This window comes from Chlorobiota bacterium, from assembly GCA_016710285.1.
In the GTDB taxonomy this organism is placed as follows: domain Bacteria; phylum Bacteroidota; class Ignavibacteria; order OLB7; family OLB7; genus OLB7.
The window spans coordinates 3,581,221-3,600,308 of the sequence record JADJXR010000001.1; the positions used below are offsets into that span (position 1 = coordinate 3,581,221).

The following is a 19,088-nucleotide window of genomic DNA, read 5'->3' on the forward strand; positions in this document are numbered from 1 at the left end:
CATGATGACGTTACGTGATGAACCAACGCTCCCGTTCCAGAACCTTGAACTTGTTCATGGCTGGGGCTTAAGCACCGATGCCGTGGGCTACGTCTTCCGCCCTTCCACGGTGGAGGGGATTCGGGAGGTTTTTGAGCTGGCGCAGCGCACCGGGCGGACGATTGCGTTCCGGGGGGCAGGGCGCAGCTACGGCGATGCGGCCTTGAATGCCGAGAACGTGGTGCTGGACCTTACCCGGTTCTGCCGAATCCTTGAATGGGACCCGCACACAGGGGTGATAAAAATGGAGTCGGGGGTGACGATCCGGCAACTGTGGGAGTACGCGCTTCCCGATGGATGGTGGCCCCCAATCGTTCCCGGGACAATGTTCCCAACGCTGGGCGGGTGCGCCAGCATGAACATCCACGGCAAAAACAACTTTGCGGTTGGCCCAATCGGCGACCATATTCTTGAGTTCGAACTGCTGCTTCCAACCGGCCAGCATCTAACTTGTTCGCGCCAAGAAAACCGCGACCTTTTCTACGCCGCCATTGGCGGGTTCGGGATGTTGGGCTGCTTCACCAGCATCACCCTGAAACTGAAGAACGTCTATTCCGGCTACTTGAACGTGAAGGCCATCAACGTCCCAAACCTTGATGCCATGATTCGGGAGCTTGAGCAACGGATGGACGCTGCCGATTACTTAGTTGGGTGGATTGATGGATTGGCAGGGGGGAAGGGAATTGGGCGAGGGGTGATCCACGAAGCCAACTATCTGAAGCCTGGCCAGGACCCCAACCCCGCCCAGACCTTGCGGATCGAAAACCAACAGCTCCCCGACACCATTTTTGGATTGCTCCCAAAATCAACGCTTTGGCGGTTCATGCGGCCGTTTGTGAACAACGTTGGGGTTCGGTTCATCAACATGGCAAAGTTTTATGCAAGCCGGTTGTTGGATCGCGGAAAAATCTTCCAGCAGTCCCATGCTGCGTTCGCTTTTCTGCTGGACTATGTTCCAAACTGGAAGCGATCCTACGGGCGGGGCGGGCTGATTCAATACCAAAGTTTCATTCCGGAAGCCACTGCTGCCGAGGCTTTTAAAGCCCAGCTGCGGCTGGCGCAGAAGGCAGGGTATCCGCCATATTTGGCAGTGTTCAAACGCCACCGCCGCGATAATTTCCTGATGACCCACAGCGTTGATGGATACTCCCTGGCGTTGGATTTCAAAATCACCAAAAGGAACCGCGCCGCAATTTGGAAACTGGCCTCCCAGCTTGATGAGGTTGTCCTGAAAGCCGGCGGGCGGTTTTACTTCGCGAAGGATAGCACGCTTCATGCCGCCAGTGCCGAGCAATATCTTGGCCGCGAGGCGGTTGAGCAGTTCATGGCACTGAAACGCCGCTGCGACCCGAACGGGCTGCTGGAAACCAACCTTTACCGCCGCCTGTTCCCCGAATCGGAAGCGACGGCGAAACCAGAGGCACAGACCCAAGCCGGAACCGCCCAGCCATGAAGGTGATCCCCACATTGCTTGGCACAGCGTTGCTGCTTCTGCTGCTGGCAACCAGCGGCTGCGATACCGATAACTGCGTTGACGTGGAGTGCGCCCCCACGCCGCCACCATTAACCGTTCTGGTGAAGGACTCGGCCACCTCCACCCGTTTCGTCACCGATGCGGAGGTGACGTTGTGGCGCGTGAGCGGAGCCGACACCGTGGCATTGGACACCTTGCTGCTCAGCGATTCCAGCTACGTGCTGAACGATGCTTCCGGGGTGCCGAATGCTCCATTATTGGTTCGCGCCATGCGTGGCCAGCGTTGCGGAAAGCAAAGCGGGCTTCAGCTGAGAATGGTGGAAGGGTGCTGCGGCTATCCGATTGTGGGAAGGGTTACGGTGGTGCTGGTGGATTCGTGTGGGTGAGACGAAAATCTTTTCTGGAAGAAACACCAACGCCGATGCAGCATCCTGCATCGGCGTTGTGTTCTGGATGGTGAACCAGCGCGTTACTTCGAGTTCAACGTCCAATCGTATTCCAGCGACACGATCTTTGTTTGGGGGTTTGCCGTCAGCCCGGCTTTCATTTCGGCGGTGCCGTATTTCTTCACGAACTCCTTCAATCCTGCTTCCCCACCAAAATCCCCGCGGTACCACTCAAAAATTTTGGATAGGCTTAGCGTGCTCGTTGCTGCGTTGTAGCTGTTCTGCTTTCCGGCCAAGTAGGCTTTTGCGTTGCTGGCAAGAAGCGATTTCACATTCTTCCCGGTGTAGGCTTTGTTGATAATCGGCGGGCAGCTTCGGGCGGCGCAGACCAATCCAAAGTGGATCAGCGGCTCCTTGAAATTCTTCCGAATGATGTCGTTCTCAATCTGGTTCAGCGTTAGCGAGCGCCCGGCGATCTTGAATTTTTTGGCATCGAAGAAGCCTTTCACATCGGTCGGCTTCCGCATCCCTGGATTGTCCAGCACGTTCTTGATTGTTGAGGCGTTGTAGGCGTTAATCCAGAATGCAAGCTGTTCGTTGCTGGTAAGGCCCATCGGTTCGGCCGTTTGCAATGCGGATAAATAGGCGGCGAACGCCGCGTTCCCTTTGAACTTCCCGTAATCAACTTTCCCCCCCGATACCGCTTGGCTTAGCAGGGTGTTGAATGCTGAATGGTCGAATGTTCCCCCCCCCGCAATCGCTACGCCGACGGTAGCAACGGTGAACAGGTGGAGCAGAAGAACAACCTGTTGTAGGCGTGTCGGCTTGGTTCGTAAACTGGTCATGGCCTTATCGTTATATTGGCTGTTGATGATGCGCGGTTGCTGCGTCGTCCAAATCGTGGTTCAAGTTTAGCCAGAAGATCCTTACGCTATGCCAAAAATTTTGGAAGGTTCGTTGAACGCCAGCGGCTACCGTTTTGCGGTGGCTGTCAGCCGCTGGAATGATTTTATCACCCGCCGGTTGCTGGAGGGCGCGTTGGAGTGCATCCGAATGCACGGTGGAGACGTTGACGCGGTGACAGTGGCGTATGTCCCGGGGGCGTTTGAGCTTCCGTTGGCCGCCAAGCGATTGGCCGAATCGGGCAACTACGACGCGGTGATTGTGCTTGGTGCCGTGATTCGCGGCGGAACCCCCCATTTCAACTATGTTGCCGGGGAAGCGGTGAAAGGGATCAGCAACGCCATGATGGCCACCAACATCCCCTGCACCTTTGGCGTGCTGACGGTGGACACCATCGAGCAAGCCATTGAACGCGCAGGAACCAAAGCCGGAAACAAAGGCTGGGAAGCAGCGCAAACCGCGATTGAAATGGTTGGGTTGCTGAAACAACTTTAACACCGCCCCTAAACACCAACCCACACGGTTTGTTCCCCGTTCACCCCAAACTTTTGCCTTGCATTGCCGGTGGGATTTCAGTTGGTTCGCCCCATCCACTCAATGCCAGTACGGCTGCTCTCACTTTTTGGATCTATGATGCTTCACACTTCCCTTGATGTATCCCGCCGCCGGGGTGCGTTCTTGGCCGGGATCTGCTTGTTCCTGATTGGCTCCGCTGCCGTTTCGTTTGCCCAAACCGCGCCGGTCTGGAAGGCCTACAGCTCCATGCGAACCGTCTTGGGCGCAACGTTCGATGCCGATGGAGGGGTCTGGGCCGCCACCACTGGCGGTGTCTTCCGCTACGACCCGGCTGCCGATTCCTTCGCCACCTTCCGCACCACCGAAGGGCTTCTGCGGTTGACGGCCCTTGCCGTGGGCTACGATGACGATTCCAAAACACTCTATGTTGGCTCCGACAACGGAGCCATCAGCATCTATCACACAGCGGAGCAGCGTTGGAGCTACTCCACCGAGATCAGCACGATCAGCCGCCCCGATAAAAAGATCACCGGCTTCCGCTTCCACAACGGAAAAACCTACGTGCTGACGGCTTTCGGGGTCGCAGTCTATAATCCAGCCGACAGCACTTTCGGCGATAGCTACACCCGCTTCGGGAACCTTCCTCCGTTCCTTCCCGCCCACGACATCCTTTTTTTCAACGACACTATCTGGGTTGCTAGCGAGTTCGGGCTGGCATGGGCGCCGGAGCGTGGCAAGGTTCTGACCGACCCGAAATCATGGGCGGTTGCTGGCTTGCAAGAAGGGCTTTCGGACACCACGTACGGCCTTGCCGTTGCTGGCGGAAATCTTCAGATAGCCACCGGACGCGGCGTGTTCCAACGGATTGATGGCACGTTCCAACGCCGTGGCGATCTTCCTCCAGTTCCTTTCCACCTTACGCAGTCCGCAAACGTGGCGATCGCCTGGTCCGGAGCCAACCTGTTCCGGTTCAACGACACCACTGCATCGTTCCGGCAAATTCAAAGTGCGGAAACCGAGATTCAACACGCTGCCGCCGCGCCCAACGGCACGTTTGCCCTTACCACAAACCGCGATGGCCTTGCCATTCCGGTTGCCGATACCTTGCGCTACCTGTTCCCAAATTCTCCGGTGTCGAACGCTTTTGCCAGCTTGGTGAAAGGGAAGGGGGGAAGCATTTGGGTGGGCACCGCAACCAGTGGGGGCGATGGTCGCGGCCTAAGCAAACTAAGCAACGAAGTCTGGGAAACATTCGCCTTCCCAACCACGCCGGACCTCCCCTCGAACAACAGCTGGAACATTGGCAATGGAGCCGACAGCACGGTGTGGGTGGGGCTGTTCCCGGGCGGATTCCTGCGGATTGGCGAAGAAGGATGGAAGCTCTACAACGCCCAGAACTCCCCGCTGATTGGAATTAATGGGAGCGAAAAAACGTACGTCATTGGCGCGGGTGCCGCCGAGCATAACGGAAGAACATGGCTGGTAAACTGGGACAACACCTCGGCGATTGGACCGGTGCTGGTGGCGCAGCTTCGCCCGGGCGAGCAGTCGCCCGATGGCAGCGGGTTTGTTAGCTACCGAAGCCCATTCCCACGCACCTACCGTTACATTGCCATTGACCGCAACGGGACGAAGTGGCTGGGGGCCGATGGGAGCTTAAGCCTTCAAGGATTGCAATGGTTCCGCGACACCGGTTCGGCCCCGGCAACCAACCGTGGCATCTGGGGGATTATCACCACAAACGACGGGCTTCCATCAAACCAGCAATCGGCGTTGCTGGTGGACCCCGACGGCGAAGTCTGGATTGGAACGCCCTCTGGGCTGGTGGTGCTGGTGAACCCTTCGTTCATGCTGAATCGTGGGCGGCCAACGTTCCGCACCGTGCGTGCGCTGCGCGATGTTGGTATCCGCGCCATTGCCGTTGATGCCTTGAACCGCAAATGGGTCGGGACCGATCAAGGGGTCTATCTGATGAGCCTTGACGGCACCGAATTGCTGGAACGATACACCGTTGATAACTCCCCATTGGTGGATAATTCTGTTAGATCAATTCTTACGGATTACGCCACGGGTGATGTTTATATTGGCACCGCAAATGGCATGAACAGGGTGTCAACGCCAGCAGTGGAGTCGCCGGAGACGGCCACCTCAATTGTTGCCTCACCTCAGCCGTTTATTGTGCCAGCCAACCAGCCGCTTCGCCTGTCTGGGCTTCCTGCCGATGCTTCGGTGAAAATCTTGACGGTGAGTGGCGTGCTTGTTCGGCAATTTCAATCCCCCGGCGGGGCTGTTGCCTTCTGGGATGGTTTTGATGATAACGGCAAAATGGTTCCCAGCGGCATCTATCTGGTGGCTGCCGGAACCGAGCAAGGAGAACAAACCGTGGTTGGTAAAATTGCGGTAATCCAGCAATAGCGTTGCACCCAGCAGCATTGCCTGAACAGAAACGTTTCGATCAAAAAAACAAGGGGACTGCAAGTGGAAAACAATCGTGATGAAGTTTTTTCCCGGCGCGTGCGTGCTGGCAAACGAACCTACTTTGTGGACGTTCGTTCGACTCGCTCCGGCCATGATTACTACCTGACCATTACCGAAAGCAAACGCAGCGCAGAAGGTGAAGAAAAAGAGAAATTCAAAATCTTCCTCTATAAGGAGGACTTTGAGAAGTTCCGTGCAGCACTGAACGAAGCCCTGGATTTCGTTTATCAGGAACTTGCCAAAATCAACGCGCTTCCACGCCAGCGCGAGAACTACGTCGAAGAAAACGAAGCGTAGCACGGTATTTCCCCACTACGCGTATGATGTATATCCAACAACTCCACGCATCATTCGGTTGGTGTGTGGAGTTCTTGTTTCCGGTGGGGGATTCCACGCCGAAACATTTGGCTTGCTGCCGTGCCGTGAACATCCATCATCCATAATCGAGAGATGTCCAGTATCCTTCTTTTTGCTTCCCCAATTCATGCTGCCGAGCTGGCATTGGCGATTGCCCCCGAGCATCAACTGCTCCTTTGGGACGACGGCCTGGACCCCGCTGCCGCCGCTGCAATCCCCGAGCGCATCGTTCGGATTGAATCAACGTCGCAGCTTCCCGCGGACCTTTCCGCCATTGTTGAACTTTCCTGCGTTGACGATGGCCAGAAGCACAGCAATCTTGGGTTCATCGGCCAGATTGCCCAGCCGCAAACCCTTATCCTGAGCAACACCCTGACGATGACCGCAACCGCCGCCGCCTCGCTGATGGGAGGGGGATTTCCGGTGGTTGGGTTCAGCTTCTTGCCGTCGGTGTTCGGCGCGGCATCGCTGGTGGAGCTTGCGCCTTCCCTTCAGATTGCGCAATCAAACAGGGAGGGCGTGGTGCAGAATGCCCGCCAGCTGTTTGCACGCGATGCAGAAGTGGTGGAAGATCGGCTTGGCTTGGTCTCGGCACGGGTGCTGGCAATGGTGATTAACGAGGCCGCGTTCGCGCTGATGGAAGGGGTTGCTTCCCCCGCCGACATTGACACCGCGATGAAGCTGGGAACCAACTATCCCCAAGGTCCCCTTGCCTGGGCCGACCGCATCGGGCCCGATGTGGTGCTGGCGTTGCTGGAAGCCCTTTGGCAGGAGTACCGCGAAGAACGCTACCGCCCCTGCGTGCTGCTGCGCCAGCTTGCCCGCGCCAACAAACCCTTCCATGCCTGAAACGCTTGCTCCTGAAGTCGGTTCGCTTGCGCCGTTCCATCAACTTTAACCACAGAAAACCAACCGTGACCATGTCCGAAGCATACATCGTTTCCCCGCTCCGAACTCCAGTAGGAAAATATGGCGGCGCGCTCTCCGCCGTCCGTGCCGATGACCTTGCCGCCCTTGTGGTTCGCACCGTTGTTGAACGCGCCGGGGTTCCCCCCGAAGCCATCAACGATGTGATTCTGGGCTGCGCAAACCAAGCCGGCGAGGACAACCGCAACGTGGCACGCATGGCGGTGCTGCTGGCCGGGCTTCCGCAAAGCGTTCCGGCAACCACCATCAACCGCTTGTGCGGCTCGGCATTGGATGCGGTGATTGCTGCCGCCCGTGCGGTCCGTTCCGGCGAAGCTGATCTGGTGATTGCTGGCGGGGTGGAGGTGATGTCGCGCGCGCCGTATGTCCTGCCGAAAAACGTTTCCGGCGGGGCAATGTTCGGCAATCTTACCGCCTACGATACCGCCCTGGGGTGGCGTTTCCCGAATGCAAAAATGGAGGCGATGTTCCCGCTGGAGCAGATGGGGGAGACCGCCGAAAACGTTGCCGAGAAATGGGCCATCAGCCGCCAGGAGCAGGATGAGTTCGCGCTCCGTTCGCACCACGCAGCGGTGGATGCCTGGGAAGCCGGGCGTTACGACGACACGGTGATCCCCGTGGAAATCCCGCAGAAAAAAGGTGACCCCATTGTTGTCCGCCGCGACGAAACGCCGCGAAAAGATACCTCGGTGGAAAAACTTGCCACGCTGAAACCAGCCTTCCGCAAAGGGGGAAGCGTTACCCCGGGGAACTCTAGCAGCCTGAACGACGGTGCGGGCGCGCTGATTGTGGCCAGCCAACGCGCCGTGGAAGAATACGGCCTGAAGCCAATCCTGAAATATGTTTCGGGTGGGGTGGCGGGGGTTGATCCTCGGTTCATGGGAATCGGGCCGGTTCCGGCAACCCACAAGGCTCTTGCCACCGCCGGGCTAACGCTTGACCAGATTGATCTTATCGAGCTGAACGAAGCCTTTGCCTCGCAGTCCATCGCGGTGATTCGGGAACTGGGGTTGGACCTCAGCAAGGTGAACGTGAATGGCGGGGCGATTGCCCTGGGCCACCCGCTGGGGATGTCGGGCGTGCGGCTGATTGCCACGCTTGGAAGCGAAATGGCGCGCCGCCCCAACAGCCGCTACGGCCTTGCCACCATGTGCATTGGAGTAGGCCAGGGGATTAGCGCGATTTTTGAGAAAGTGCAGGGGTGAAAGCCCCGAAACATCAGGGTTGCGACTACACAGGTAGCCGCCCCGACCTCCGTCGGGGTTGATAAAAGGTCTTTAGCCTTCGGTGTCATCTGACTGGGCCCCGATAAAGATCGTGGCCGCTACCGTTCCGAAACTGCTGCCGCACAGGTAGCCGAAGGTCTTTAGCCTTCGGTGTCTTAGCCTTCGGCGTCATCTGACTGGGCCCCGATAAAGATCGGGGCCGCTACCGTTTCGACAGATCGGGGTCGCTACCACCGGTGTCAACGTTGCACCGCTATTTACTCCCCCCGCAGCGTCAGCCTTGCCACCGTTTCGATGTGGTAGGTCTGCGGGAACATATCCACGGGCTGCACAAAATCAACGGAGTATCGCTCGGCCAGCATCGCGCAGTCGCGTGCTTGGGTGGTGGGGTTGCAGCTAACGTAGCTGATTCTGGAGGGGGCAAGCTCCATCAGCCGCCGGACAACATCCTCGTGCATTCCCGCCCGCGGTGGGTCGGTGATCACAACATCGGGAACGCCGCCGACGCGCCCCACCACATCTTTCAAATCCCCGGCGATAAACTCTGCATTCGCCACGCCGTTCAGCACGGCGTTTGCGCGTGCGTCGGCAACCGCGCCTTCGTTCAGCTCAATCCCGATCGCGCTTCCGCTGCGCCGCGCCGCCGCAAGTGTGATGGTCCCCGCGCCGCAATACAAGTCCCAAACGGAATCATCTTCGGTTAGCCGTGCGGCGTTCAAGGCTTCCTCGTACAAGCGGTTCGCCTGGATGCTGTTGGTTTGGAAGAAGGAGAAGGGGGAGATGCTGAAACGGTTCCCCGCCACCATCTCGGTGATTGTGCCGCTTCCATGAAGAACCCGCACCTCTTCGCTGAAGGCAATCTGCGCCTTCTTCCGGTTGATCCCTTGCACGATGGTCGTCACCCCAGGAAAATGGACCCGAAGGAATCGTGCGTATTGCTCCATCGCTTGGTCCGCCTCCTCGCTTGTCACCAAAATCACCATTGCCTCGCCCGTCCCCCGCGACGTTCGGATCACCAGATTGCGAAGCAGCCCGGTGTGCGTGCGGAAGTTGTACGGGGCCAAACCATGCTCCAACGCAAAGGAGCGCGTGGCGTTCAGCACCCCGTTGCTAAGCTCCGACTGCAGGAAGCATCCGCCAATATCCAGCACCTTGTCGTACCGCCCGGGGACGTGCAGGCCCAGCGCGAAATCCCGCACAAACTCCTTCCCGCTGGCGATTTCCGCATCGGTTAGCCAACGCTGGTCGGCAAAGGAGAACTCCATTTTGTTCCGGTAGAAGAAGGGTTCGTCGCAGCCGATGGTTGGGCGAATCTCCACTTCCTGCAACCCTCCAATCCGTTGGAATGCGTCCAGAACGTGCTGGCGTTTCCAGCGAAGTTGCTCGGCATACTCAAGGTTCTGCCATTTGCACCCGCCACACGTCCCGAAGTATTCGCACGGTGGGGAAATCCGGTGGGGGCTGGGCGTAATCACTTGCACGGTGCGCCCTTCGGCGTAGCGTTGTTTTGTGCGGGTGATCTGCGCCAGCACCGTATCGCCAGGGACGCAGCCGGACAGGAACACCGCCATTCCGTCGTGGCGTGCAACGCACCCCCCTTCAAAGGCTGCCGTTTCGGCCACCAGTGTGTATTGATTCCCCTTGCGAAGCCGGGGCCGCAACGGTTCTTCTGAAATTTCCGATTCTTGGTTGGTCATTGTTTGGCAAACTGTTCTGTTCAAACTACGCCATGTTGCATGGCATAGCGGCGTGCAATGTCGTAAAAGTTCCCCATCTCGTGGTAATTTCTTGGCCATGAATCTTTACCAGATGCTCCGCCGCGCTGCGGTGCTTTTCCCCAACTCCATCGCTGCCGTTGACGGGCAGCGCAGCTTCACCTATCGTGAGCTTGAATCGCGTGTGCGGCAGCTTGCCTTCCACCTTTCTTCCTGCGGGGTTGCCCCGGGCGGGCGCGTGGCCGTGCTTGATGTGAACTCCATTGAATATCTGGAAAGTTACTTCGCGGCGGCGGCGTTGGGGGTAATCCTTTGTCCGCTCAATTTCCGGCTAAGCCCGCCAGAACTTGCGGCAATTCTTGCCGATTGCGAAGCGCAGCTGCTGATTGCCAATGTGGAGTTCGCCCCCGCCGTTGCCGCCGCGCTGCACGGGGCAAACACGGTTTCCCACCTTCTTTGGATTGGTGGATTGCCGCCAGCAGCGGCGGACAATTCTTGCAGAAGCGAGGCAAGCTACCAGCAAGCAATGGAGCCGTGCGGCGTGGTGGAATTCCCCAGCAGCATTCCCCACACCACCGTTGCCCAACTGTATTACACCAGCGGAACCACCGGCCGCCCAAAAGGGGTGATGCTTACCCACGGGAACGTCTATCTGCACGCCATTGGCGCGGTGGCCGAGCTTGGCCTGTGCCAGTCGGACCGCTGGGGCCATATCGCGCCGATGTTCCACCTTGCCGATGCCTGGGCAACGTTTGCGATAACCATGGTTGGTGGATGCCACGTCATCGTCCCGAAATTCCAGGCGGAGGGGGCGTTGGCCGCAATCGAGGAACACCGCATCACCATCACCAACCTTATCCCCACCATGCTCAATTTGATGGTGAAACATCCAGACGTGGGGCGGCGGTCCTACGCCTCGCTTCGGTATATCCTGAGCGGTGGCGCGCCGATAGCACCGGAAGTCGTCCGCCAAATCATCTCCACTTTTGGCTGCGATTACGTCCAAACCTACGGCATGACGGAAACCAGCCCATATTTAACGCTCAGCCTGCTGAAAAATCATCTAACAACATTGCCGCAGGAAGAACAGCTTCGGTATAAATCAAAAACGGGACGGGCATTTATCACCGTTGAATTAAAAGTTGTGCGCGATGATGGAACCGAGGTGAAAAATAACGAGCAAGAGGTTGGCGAAATTCTTGTGCGCGGCGGAACAATTACCCCAGGATATTGGAACCGCCCGGCGGAAACCGAGGCCGCATTCCAGGATGGATGGTTAAAAACCGGCGACCTTGCCGTAATTGATGAAGAAGGGTACGTGACAATCGTGGACAGGAAAAAAGATATGATTATCACCGGCGGGGAAAATGTTTATTCCACCGAAGTGGAGAACGTTTTATACCAGCATCCAGCAATTTTGGAAGCCGCAGCATTTGGCATTCCCGACGACGTTTTTGGGGAAACGGTGGCTGCGGCAATCGTCCTGCGCGAATTGCAAGAAATTTCCAGCGAGCAGGTGATTTCTTTTTGCCGAGAATATCTGTCGGGATTCAAAATTCCTCGCCAGATATTTTTTCTGGAAACATTGCCCCGCACCGGGACGGGGAAAATCTCTAAAAAAATGATCCGAGAATCGCTTGCTGCCAGCCAGCAAGCACCAACCAACCATTCCTAATCACCAACAATCAAACAACAAATGAACCGGTATAAACTCGCCTTGCTATTTCTGCTGCTTGCACTCCTTTTTCCCATCGGGATTCCGGCACAGACCGACACCGCCGTAAAAGTGCTGCTTGTGAACGCCCATCCCGACGATGAATCTGGATGCGCCGCCACCGTGTATAAAATCACTCACGACCTGAAAGGAGTTGTGGACCTTGCCGTGATAACCAACGGCGAAGCAGGCTACAAATACTCAACCCTTGCCGAATCAATTTATGGGATGGAGTTGACGGAGGAGGCCGTTGGTCGGGAATTTTTGCCGACAATTCGGAAACGCGAACTGATGAACGGCGGCAAGTGGGTCGGCATCCGTAATTATTATTTTATGGAGCAGAAGGACACCCGCTATTCAACCGACCCGTCGGAGGTAATGAATACTGGAGTGTGGAACCTTGCGCAAGTAAAACAGCGATTAACGGAAATCATTCTTCGCGAACGGTACGATTATATTTTTTGCTTGCTTCCAACCGATGGAACACATGGCCACCATAAATCAGCAACAATTTTGGCATTGCAGACAGTCCAAGAATTGCCAGCGGAACAACGCCCGGTGGTGCTTGGCGTTTCCGACTCGACAAAAGGGGACACCGCTGCAACCCGATTTTCCATGCTGGCAAAATACCCCGAAACAAAAATCAGCAGTGGCAAGCCAAGTTTCTTTTTTGATAGAACCGTGAAGTTCGGATTTAAAAACGCGCTGGATTATAAAATCGTTGTGAATTGGCTGATTGCCGAACATAAATCACAAGGAACCATGCAAACCGGAATGAGCAGGGGAGACATTGAGCAATTCTGGTTTTTCGACATCAACGATCCAGCAAAAATGGAGGAAACAAAGCAGATGTTTGAGCGATTGAAGCCAATCCCTTTCCCGAAAAAAGAATACAAGTAACCAAACTGCGCATTTCAACGTGGCGGAAGTTGAGCTGGCGGGGGCAATGCCGGAAGAAAAAAGTATTCCCCGCCAAGCTGCTCGGCCAATCGAACCGCGTCGGAGTTCTGGCTGAATCGTTCGCGGGTGTCAATCACCACCGAACGCACCCCCGCGCGGCGATACGCTTCCCCAATTTTTTGCATCTCCTCCTGCACCGTTTTGCGGCGCACTTCGCGGATCATTGCTGCGGATCCTGGCTCCAGCGGGACGTTGGCGCGCCCGTCGGTTAGGATCACCACCAATGCTTGCTCGTTCCCCCGAATCCGCTCCCGCTCGGCAATCGAAAGGGCCATCACCAGCGATGAACCCAACGGAGTTCCGCCGCCGGTTGGCATCCGGTCCAGCGAACGCTTTGCCCGCTCGACGGAGCTTGTTGGGGGGAGCAGAAGCTCGGCCTGGCTTCCCCGGAATCCAATCATCGCCACGCGGTCGCGGCTGATGTAGGCGGTTTGCAAAATTCTTCCTGCCACCCCTTTTGCCTCGCGGATTCGGTTGGTTGCCATGGATCCGCTGCTGTCAACGCAGAAAATGAACAGCGTTCCGGCACGCTCGGAGAACTCCTTGATTCGCAGGTCGCCCTTTCGGATTCGTATCCAATCTCCATCCCCGCTCCTTCTGGATTGCTGGTGCGGGGCCGCTGCGCGAAGGGTTGATAGAAGGTCAATCCGCCTTCCGGCAAGCTCCCCCTCGGTTGTGCGGACGTGCCGCCCACGCAGCACCTGTTTGCGCGTCCCCCGCTTCCCCGATTCCAGCCCCAGGGCCTGCTGGAAAAACGCCAGCAGTGGCGGTATCGGCGCGGTGAAATCAATCGGGTCGAACAGCTGCTCGGCCCCGGTTTGCGATTCGCCGATCGTGCTTGCCTCCTCGGTTGGTTGCTCATCTTGCCTCCCTTCGGCTTGCTCGCCTTCCCCTTCGGCCTCGGTTTCGCTGGCCGCAGCTTCGCTGGTTGGCGCGGTTCCGCTTTGCTGGATTGGTGGCTCCTCCGCTTCCGGTTGCTGGGGGCCGGGCTGGGTTGGGTCCGGGATGTTTTGGGTGCGCGGAGCAAGCACCGTGGCGATTGCAAAGCTCACATCGGCTTCCTCAACCACCATGGATTGGCGAAGTGCCGCGTGCGCCCGCGCAGCTTTTGCCGCAAAGATCAGCCCCCGCTGGCCGGCCACCTGCAACGCCGCCGCCGCTTCTATCAATTGCTCGATTGCAAGATCGCCGACTCGAACCCGGGGCCAGCTAAGGCGGGCGTTCAGCACCTGCTCGGCAATGCGTTGCTCATGCCCGGAATATCGCTGGGTGGTCTGCTGTGGCGATGCCGCGAACTCCTGGCGCAGCCGCAGCAATCGCCCTACGTGCTCGGCTGGAAGCCTCCGCTCTTGAGCGATAAGAAAGGGGATTTTGTCGGCAAGGGCTTGTTGGATTGGGCGTTCGGAAGGGACCGCGGTTGCCAGCAGGGAGAAGCGTGCGGGGAAGAACTGGCCAAATCCTTCGCGCTGGCAATTCACCATTCCGGAATCCAACGCTTGGCCAATCGTGGCGGCGGTTGCGGGGTCCAGAAGCGGAAGATTATCAACGATGAGTATGCCGCCATTGGCCGCCGGAAGTATCCCGGGTTGCAGCACGGGCGTGCCGTGGGCGATTGTTGCATCAAAGTCAATCCCGCCAATCAGGCGGTCGTGGGTGATGCCCAACGGCAGGCGGGCAACGGGCATTTGGGGATCAATCTGGGCCAGAACAAACTGGCTGAAACTGGAAAGGAGTTGCGATTTGCCAACGCCCACCGGCCCAGAGATCACCACCCCGCAGAGCGTTGGATCCACCAGCGTGCACAGCAATGCCCGCCGCGCCATTCCGTACCCAAGAAACGCGCTGAATGGAAGGGAATACAAGGAGTGGAGCAATGTTGGCCGCGGTTAGTTGTTGGTTGCTGAAAAATGTTTTTAGTTAGCACGCACCGAAATGAACCTTACCGTCCACGAGTATCAAGAAAGCCAATTCACCTGCCAGCAGATTAGCAGCCGGCAGGGGGCCGTTCTGTGGGAAAACTACGGAACCTATCTAACGGTCATGGCTCCCTCGCTGACCACCAACAACCGGTGGGTGCTGCGGCCACAGGGGTGGGTGGGGAGCATTGTGGTTGATGCCGAACTGTGCGTGATGTTGCAGCCGAAGTTGCCCGTTGCCAACATCTTCGCAATGCTTGAATATGCCTACCGGCTGAAAAGTTTTACGGTGCTGGAGGGGGTGGCTTCGCTCCGCACGGTGGAGGAGATGTTCCAGCAGCTTGCCACCATTTTTGCCAAGCGTGTGCTGGACCGGGCGCGGATTGGGCTGCACCAGCAATATGTTGAACGCACCGAGCAATCGCCCTACGTCCGTGGCAGGGTTGACCTTCCGGAAAACTGGCGTGGGCCGCACCGCCACCCGCCAAGCTCGCGGTTCCAGGAGCGGACCGCCAACTGCGAGGATAACCAGATTATCGCCTTCACGTTGCAAACATTGGCGCGGCATCGCTTGGCCGAGCGTGTGGCAAGCAGCGTCCGCACGGCGTTGCGCCTGTTTGCGGGGGGGATCACCCGGGCATTCTTTCACCCAACCGACTGCACCAACCGCCACTACTCCCGGCTGAACAGCGATTACCGAATCCTGCACGCGCTTTGCCGTTTTTTCTTGGAGCACTCCGGCCCAACCCATGAGTTTGGCGACCGCGCCATGCTTCCATTTCTGGTGAATATGGGCCGGCTGTTTGAGCTGTTTGTGGCCGAGTGGCTGCGCTGCCATCTTCCGGAAGGGTTCCGGCTGGTGACGCAGGAGCGCGTTGCGGCGGACGTTGCCGGGGCATTCCCCATCACCCTGGATATGGTGATCTACCAAGCCGGAAGCGACACGCCCGTGCTGGTGGTTGACACCAAGTATAAAATTGGCGACCGCCCTTCCCCCGAGGACCTTCAGCAGATTGTGGCCTACTCCGTTGCGCGGGGCTGCGCCAATGCTGTGCTGATCTATCCAACCAAACTGCGCCACCCGTTCAACGGGCGATATGGCCGAAGCCCAGTTGCTATCCGAACCGTGGCCTTCACCATCGAAGGGGACGTTGAGCAGGGGGGAAGGGAGATGCTGGTTGAGTTGCTGCGGGGCGTTTCAACTCACCCATCCGATTGAATCCGCAGGCGGTAGTTCCGAACCTCCGTCAGCCCGGGGTGTTGCGCCGGTTGGCAGCGGATGGTGCGCCCACCATACACCAGGTCGAAATAATCATCGCGCTCGTTGGTGTCCTCCTGCTCGTTGAAGTAGATGAACAGTTCATCGGTCCCATGCAAACGGCAGCGGCAGCTGATGGTGTAGGGATAGAAAATCGGCCCATGCTCCAGCAGCGATTGATAATCGCGAGCTTCCTCCATCAACGTCACCTCGGCTTTGGCCGCAAACTGCTCGATCTCGGCATAGAGTGTCTCAAAATTTTTGCGGCTTCCTCCTTCTCCGGTCAGTGCCGTCAAGGCAAGGTCAATGTAGTCGGCGGCTGAGGTTTCTTCTCCGGTTGGGGGGGCGTTGGCAACCGATCCATCGCTTGGATCGGCGGCGGTGGCAGCACCGGCGGCGGTTTGCCGGCGGACCTCGTTCAAGGCAATGTAGAACGATCGCGAAAGCCGAAGCTCCTGGACGATGCGGGGATAATGCGCCATCATCTCAATAATCGCCGCGCCATGCCGGGCATCGGCCCCGGCCGATTGCAACTGGGCCTGCTGCCCGCGAATTCCGGCGAACATCCGTTGCGGTGTGGGGGAAGCAATCGTCAGGCTTGGGAAGGTGATGGTCCCTTGCTCAACCGCTTCGTGGAACAGCGCGGCGCAGGCAAGATGAAATTGCAGCCGAAGGAAATGCAACGCCTGCATGTACTGTTGCTCCACCGGGCCGGCCTGCAGGATGTCGAACAACTGCTCGCGCAGCCATCCCAGCCGGATTTTTTTTGCGCGGCGGCGCCGGCTGATGTCGCGGGACAACTCGATCCCTTTTTGCAGCAGCTCGAATGTTGGTATCGCCAGCAGCACCGCCGTGAATGGGGTGTAGATGGAGAACTTGTACGTGGTGTAGCGGAACGCCAGCACCGGAAGCAGGACTGCCAAAAACAGGAAGAGGAAGAAGAGTGAGTATTGGCTGATGGTCCGTAGCGTTGGGCGGCGCACGTTGCTTACGCGGGATCGCAGCAGCAGGAAGACCGTGGCGATTGCAATCCCCACCATGATGTTCACGTAGGGGGCAACCACCTCAACAACCCGCCCCTGCAACATGGTGTTGACGATGTTGGCATGGATCCCCACGCCGTGCATATCGGGAAGCGCGTTCTTTCCGTTTTTCAGCGGCGTAAAAAAACGATCCACGATGGAGGTGATTTGGGAATTGCGGATGTCGGCATAGCCCACCAGCACAGCCTTCCCGGCCAGCTGCTGCCGGAATGCTTCCACCGCGCTGCTCTCCCCCTGCATTGCCGCGGCAAACACCGCCTCCAACGGAATCGTCGGGAATATCTGCTTCCCGCCACCGTTGTCCCCTTCGGATTCCTCGCCGATGCCGCCGGCGTAATCAATCACAAACGTTTTTTGGGAGAAGGAGGTGGCCACCGCAGCCGCGTTGCTATCAATGGCGCGGGCAATTTTTACGTCGAACGATTCAAACTTGACGGAATCTGCCTGGCCCCACAGCACGGTGTAGGTGCGGATTGTTTTGTCGTCGTCGGGCTGAAGGTTGATGCAGCCAAGCTGCGCTCCGTTCAGCTTGAAAAGGGGAGGGGGGATTCGGAATCGCTTCAGGCTGTCCTCGTAGAAGATGCCGAACATCAGGTTGGGGTGCGCCTCGATCAATGCGGCCAACATTGCGTCGCCGTCGGGGGATTCGGGGCGTTCATCTTCCAGCAAAAAATCAACGGCAACGATTGCGGGCTTTAAATCCAGCACTGCGGCAAGCCGGGTTGCAAGAAGTGCGCGGTCCACACGGTCGGTGCTGTCGAACAGCGTGCGGTCGTAGGTCAGGACCCGGATGTTGGTGTCAATCGGAAGCTCGCCACGGGTTTGCAGCACCAGATCGGTGAAATTCTGGTCGTTCATCGCCACCTCGACCACGTCGAATTGTGGCAGGTCCTGGGAGTATTGGGAGAAGATGGCAACCCCCACCGCCGCCGCCAGAATCAGCCCCCAGCGGCGAGCATCCATCCGAAATGTTTGGCGCAGTGACACGGTTAATGGAGGTTGCTTGTGATTGATGTGTGCAGTGATTCCCGCAAGGCTCTTTACTTCAGATATGCCGTCAGCATCATATCCTCGCCAATCATCTCCGTTTTGTAGATGGTGAAGTGATAGGCTTGGTCCACGTGCTCCACCGCAAGCCCACGGAACGGGCTGATCCCATGCCCAAACATTTTTGGCGCGATAAACAAGTTCAGCTTATGGACCAACCCTTCTCGCATCAAGGATTCGGCAAGCTGTGCGCCCCCTTCCACCATCACCGAGGCGATTCCGTGGTCGCCAAGCGTGGCAAAGACCTCGTTCAGATGCAATCCCTTTGTGGTTCGGTTCGCCCCATACACCGTCACGCCGGTGGCTTGCAGCAGCCGTGCTTTGTCGGTTTCCAGATGGTCAAGGTCGGTGAAGACGATGGTGTTCGTGCGGAACTCGTCGGTGAACATCTGCAAGGTGTCGGGAAGGTGAAGGTTCTCATCCAACACCACGCGTTTGGGGTTGCGCCCGGCGATGTCGAAGCGAACGGTCAGCGAGGGGTTGTCGTGCAGTGCGGTTCCTGCGCCAATCATCACCGCATCGTTCATGGCGCGAAGCCGGTGGGTGTGTTCGCGTGCCAGCAGCCCGGTGATCCACTGCGATTCGCCGTTGGGGAGCGCGATAAATCCATCCAACGTCTGCGCAACTTTCAGGGTGATGAACGGGCTTCCCGTTTTTATGAAATGGATGTAGGCTTCGTTCAGCCGCTTTGCGTCGGCCTCGTGAACGCCCACCACAACCTCAATCCCTGCTTCGCGCAGTCGCTTGTTCCCTTGCCCGCTGACAATCGGGTTCGGGTCGCGCATGGCCACCACAACCCTGCGGATTCCCGAGGCGATAATCGCTTCGGTGCAAGGTGGGGTTTTGCCGTGGTGGTTGCATGGTTCCAGCGTTACGTACAGGGTGGCGCTGCTAAGGTCGGTCCCTTCCGGGACGTTGCGCAGAACCACTACCTCGGCGTGCGGGCCGCCGTACTGTTCGTGCGCGCCTTCGGCAACGATTCTTCCGTTTGCGTCGGCAATCACCGCGCCCACCATTGGGTTTGGGCTAACAAGGCCTTGCCCCCGGGTGGCGATGGTCAATGCCCGCCGCATCATGGTGTCGTCGCGTTCTTCTATGTCAATCATGGTGTGTTGCATCACGGTTGTTG

At 57.9% G+C, this 19,088-nt stretch carries 15 protein-coding genes; 10 read left to right on the forward strand and 5 right to left on the reverse strand.

Annotated elements, in window-relative coordinates; translation table 11 throughout:
- Window position 1: 1 nt before the first annotated feature.
- Complete coding sequence (locus tag IPM61_13270; GenBank protein ID MBK8912287.1) at window positions 2-1,492, forward strand: FAD-binding oxidoreductase; 1,491 nt, start codon at window positions 2-4, stop codon at window positions 1,490-1,492.
- A complete protein-coding gene (locus tag IPM61_13275; protein MBK8912288.1) occupies window positions 1,489-1,899 on the forward strand; it encodes a hypothetical protein in 411 nt (136 codons plus the stop codon). Before IPM61_13270 ends, IPM61_13275 begins: the two co-directional genes overlap by 4 nt.
- An 83-nt stretch (window positions 1,900-1,982) precedes the next feature.
- Here the strand turns inward: IPM61_13275 and IPM61_13280 are convergent, their stop codons facing one another.
- The gene (locus tag IPM61_13280; GenBank protein MBK8912289.1) at window positions 1,983-2,744 is read right to left on the reverse strand and encodes a DUF547 domain-containing protein; all 762 of its coding nucleotides are present in this window, start codon (window positions 2,742-2,744) and stop codon (window positions 1,983-1,985) included.
- 88 nt (window positions 2,745-2,832) lie between these two features.
- Between IPM61_13280 and IPM61_13285 the strand changes: the two genes are divergently transcribed.
- From IPM61_13285 to IPM61_13305, 5 genes are all read left to right on the forward strand, one after another.
- Window positions 2,833-3,297 carry a 6,7-dimethyl-8-ribityllumazine synthase gene (locus IPM61_13285; protein MBK8912290.1) on the forward strand — a complete coding sequence of 155 codons (465 nt, stop codon included), beginning with the start codon at window positions 2,833-2,835 and terminating at the stop codon, window positions 3,295-3,297.
- 138 nt (window positions 3,298-3,435) lie between these two features.
- Complete coding sequence (locus tag IPM61_13290; protein ID MBK8912291.1) at window positions 3,436-5,733, forward strand: hypothetical protein; 2,298 nt, start codon at window positions 3,436-3,438, stop codon at window positions 5,731-5,733.
- Window positions 5,734-5,796: 63 nt separating this feature from the next.
- The gene (locus IPM61_13295; GenBank protein MBK8912292.1) at window positions 5,797-6,093 is read left to right on the forward strand and encodes a DUF3276 family protein; all 297 of its coding nucleotides are present in this window, start codon (window positions 5,797-5,799) and stop codon (window positions 6,091-6,093) included.
- Between the two features lie 153 nt (window positions 6,094-6,246).
- The gene (locus IPM61_13300; GenBank protein ID MBK8912293.1) at window positions 6,247-7,002 is read left to right on the forward strand and encodes a 3-hydroxybutyryl-CoA dehydrogenase; all 756 of its coding nucleotides are present in this window, start codon (window positions 6,247-6,249) and stop codon (window positions 7,000-7,002) included.
- Between the two features lie 71 nt (window positions 7,003-7,073).
- A complete protein-coding gene (locus IPM61_13305; protein ID MBK8912294.1) occupies window positions 7,074-8,285 on the forward strand; it encodes an acetyl-CoA C-acyltransferase in 1,212 nt (403 codons plus the stop codon).
- Window positions 8,286-8,563: 278 nt separating this feature from the next.
- Here IPM61_13305 and rlmD read toward each other — a convergent pair whose 3' ends face one another.
- Window positions 8,564-10,003, reverse strand: a complete 1,440-nt coding sequence (gene rlmD / locus IPM61_13310) for a 23S rRNA (uracil(1939)-C(5))-methyltransferase RlmD (GenBank protein ID MBK8912295.1) — start codon at window positions 10,001-10,003, stop codon at window positions 8,564-8,566.
- A 97-nt stretch (window positions 10,004-10,100) separates the two neighbouring features.
- Between rlmD and IPM61_13315 the strand changes: the two genes are divergently transcribed.
- On the forward strand, window positions 10,101-11,696 hold the full coding sequence (locus IPM61_13315; GenBank protein MBK8912296.1) for a long-chain-fatty-acid--CoA ligase: 1,596 nt from the start codon (window positions 10,101-10,103) through the stop codon (window positions 11,694-11,696).
- A 21-nt stretch (window positions 11,697-11,717) separates the two neighbouring features.
- Window positions 11,718-12,635, forward strand: coding sequence for a PIG-L family deacetylase (locus IPM61_13320; GenBank protein MBK8912297.1), 918 nt, complete (start codon window positions 11,718-11,720; stop codon window positions 12,633-12,635).
- Between the two features lie 14 nt (window positions 12,636-12,649).
- Here the strand turns inward: IPM61_13320 and IPM61_13325 are convergent, their stop codons facing one another.
- Window positions 12,650-14,569, reverse strand: coding sequence for a VWA domain-containing protein (locus IPM61_13325; protein MBK8912298.1), 1,920 nt, complete (start codon window positions 14,567-14,569; stop codon window positions 12,650-12,652).
- A 58-nt stretch (window positions 14,570-14,627) separates the two neighbouring features.
- On the opposite strand from IPM61_13325, the gene IPM61_13330 reads away from it, so the two are divergent.
- The gene (locus IPM61_13330) at window positions 14,628-15,830 is read left to right on the forward strand and encodes a restriction endonuclease (protein ID MBK8912299.1); all 1,203 of its coding nucleotides are present in this window, start codon (window positions 14,628-14,630) and stop codon (window positions 15,828-15,830) included.
- Here the strand turns inward: IPM61_13330 and IPM61_13335 are convergent.
- Together IPM61_13335 and ribD are read right to left on the reverse strand one after the other, a co-directional pair.
- Window positions 15,815-17,899, reverse strand: coding sequence for a CHASE2 domain-containing protein (locus IPM61_13335; GenBank protein MBK8912300.1), 2,085 nt, complete (start codon window positions 17,897-17,899; stop codon window positions 15,815-15,817). The genes IPM61_13330 and IPM61_13335 overlap by 16 nt on opposite strands.
- A gap of 53 nt (window positions 17,900-17,952) precedes the next feature.
- The gene (ribD, locus tag IPM61_13340; protein MBK8912301.1) at window positions 17,953-19,077 is read right to left on the reverse strand and encodes a bifunctional diaminohydroxyphosphoribosylaminopyrimidine deaminase/5-amino-6-(5-phosphoribosylamino)uracil reductase RibD; all 1,125 of its coding nucleotides are present in this window, start codon (window positions 19,075-19,077) and stop codon (window positions 17,953-17,955) included.
- Window positions 19,078-19,088 lie beyond the last annotated feature (11 nt).

What these genes read in the sequence shown, in the direction of transcription:
- IPM61_13290 (MBK8912291.1), top strand. Translation starts at nt 3,436, where the DNA reads ATGCTTCACACTTCCCTTGATGTATCCCGCCGCCGGGGTGCGTTCTTG.
- IPM61_13320 (MBK8912297.1), top strand. Translation starts at nt 11,718, where the DNA reads ATGAACCGGTATAAACTCGCCTTGCTATTTCTGCTGCTTGCACTCCTT.
- IPM61_13315 (MBK8912296.1), top strand. Translation starts at nt 10,101, where the DNA reads ATGAATCTTTACCAGATGCTCCGCCGCGCTGCGGTGCTTTTCCCCAAC.
- IPM61_13285 (MBK8912290.1), top strand. Translation starts at nt 2,833, where the DNA reads ATGCCAAAAATTTTGGAAGGTTCGTTGAACGCCAGCGGCTACCGTTTT.
- IPM61_13280 (MBK8912289.1), bottom strand. Translation starts at nt 2,744, where the DNA reads ATGACCAGTTTACGAACCAAGCCGACACGCCTACAACAGGTTGTTCTT.
- IPM61_13300 (MBK8912293.1), top strand. Translation starts at nt 6,247, where the DNA reads ATGTCCAGTATCCTTCTTTTTGCTTCCCCAATTCATGCTGCCGAGCTG.
- ribD (MBK8912301.1), bottom strand. Translation starts at nt 19,077, where the DNA reads ATGCAACACACCATGATTGACATAGAAGAACGCGACGACACCATGATG.
- IPM61_13270 (MBK8912287.1), top strand. Translation starts at nt 2, where the DNA reads ATGATGACGTTACGTGATGAACCAACGCTCCCGTTCCAGAACCTTGAA.
- rlmD (MBK8912295.1), bottom strand. Translation starts at nt 10,003, where the DNA reads ATGACCAACCAAGAATCGGAAATTTCAGAAGAACCGTTGCGGCCCCGG.
- IPM61_13275 (MBK8912288.1), top strand. Translation starts at nt 1,489, where the DNA reads ATGAAGGTGATCCCCACATTGCTTGGCACAGCGTTGCTGCTTCTGCTG.
- IPM61_13330 (MBK8912299.1), top strand. Translation starts at nt 14,628, where the DNA reads ATGAACCTTACCGTCCACGAGTATCAAGAAAGCCAATTCACCTGCCAG.
- IPM61_13305 (MBK8912294.1), top strand. Translation starts at nt 7,074, where the DNA reads ATGTCCGAAGCATACATCGTTTCCCCGCTCCGAACTCCAGTAGGAAAA.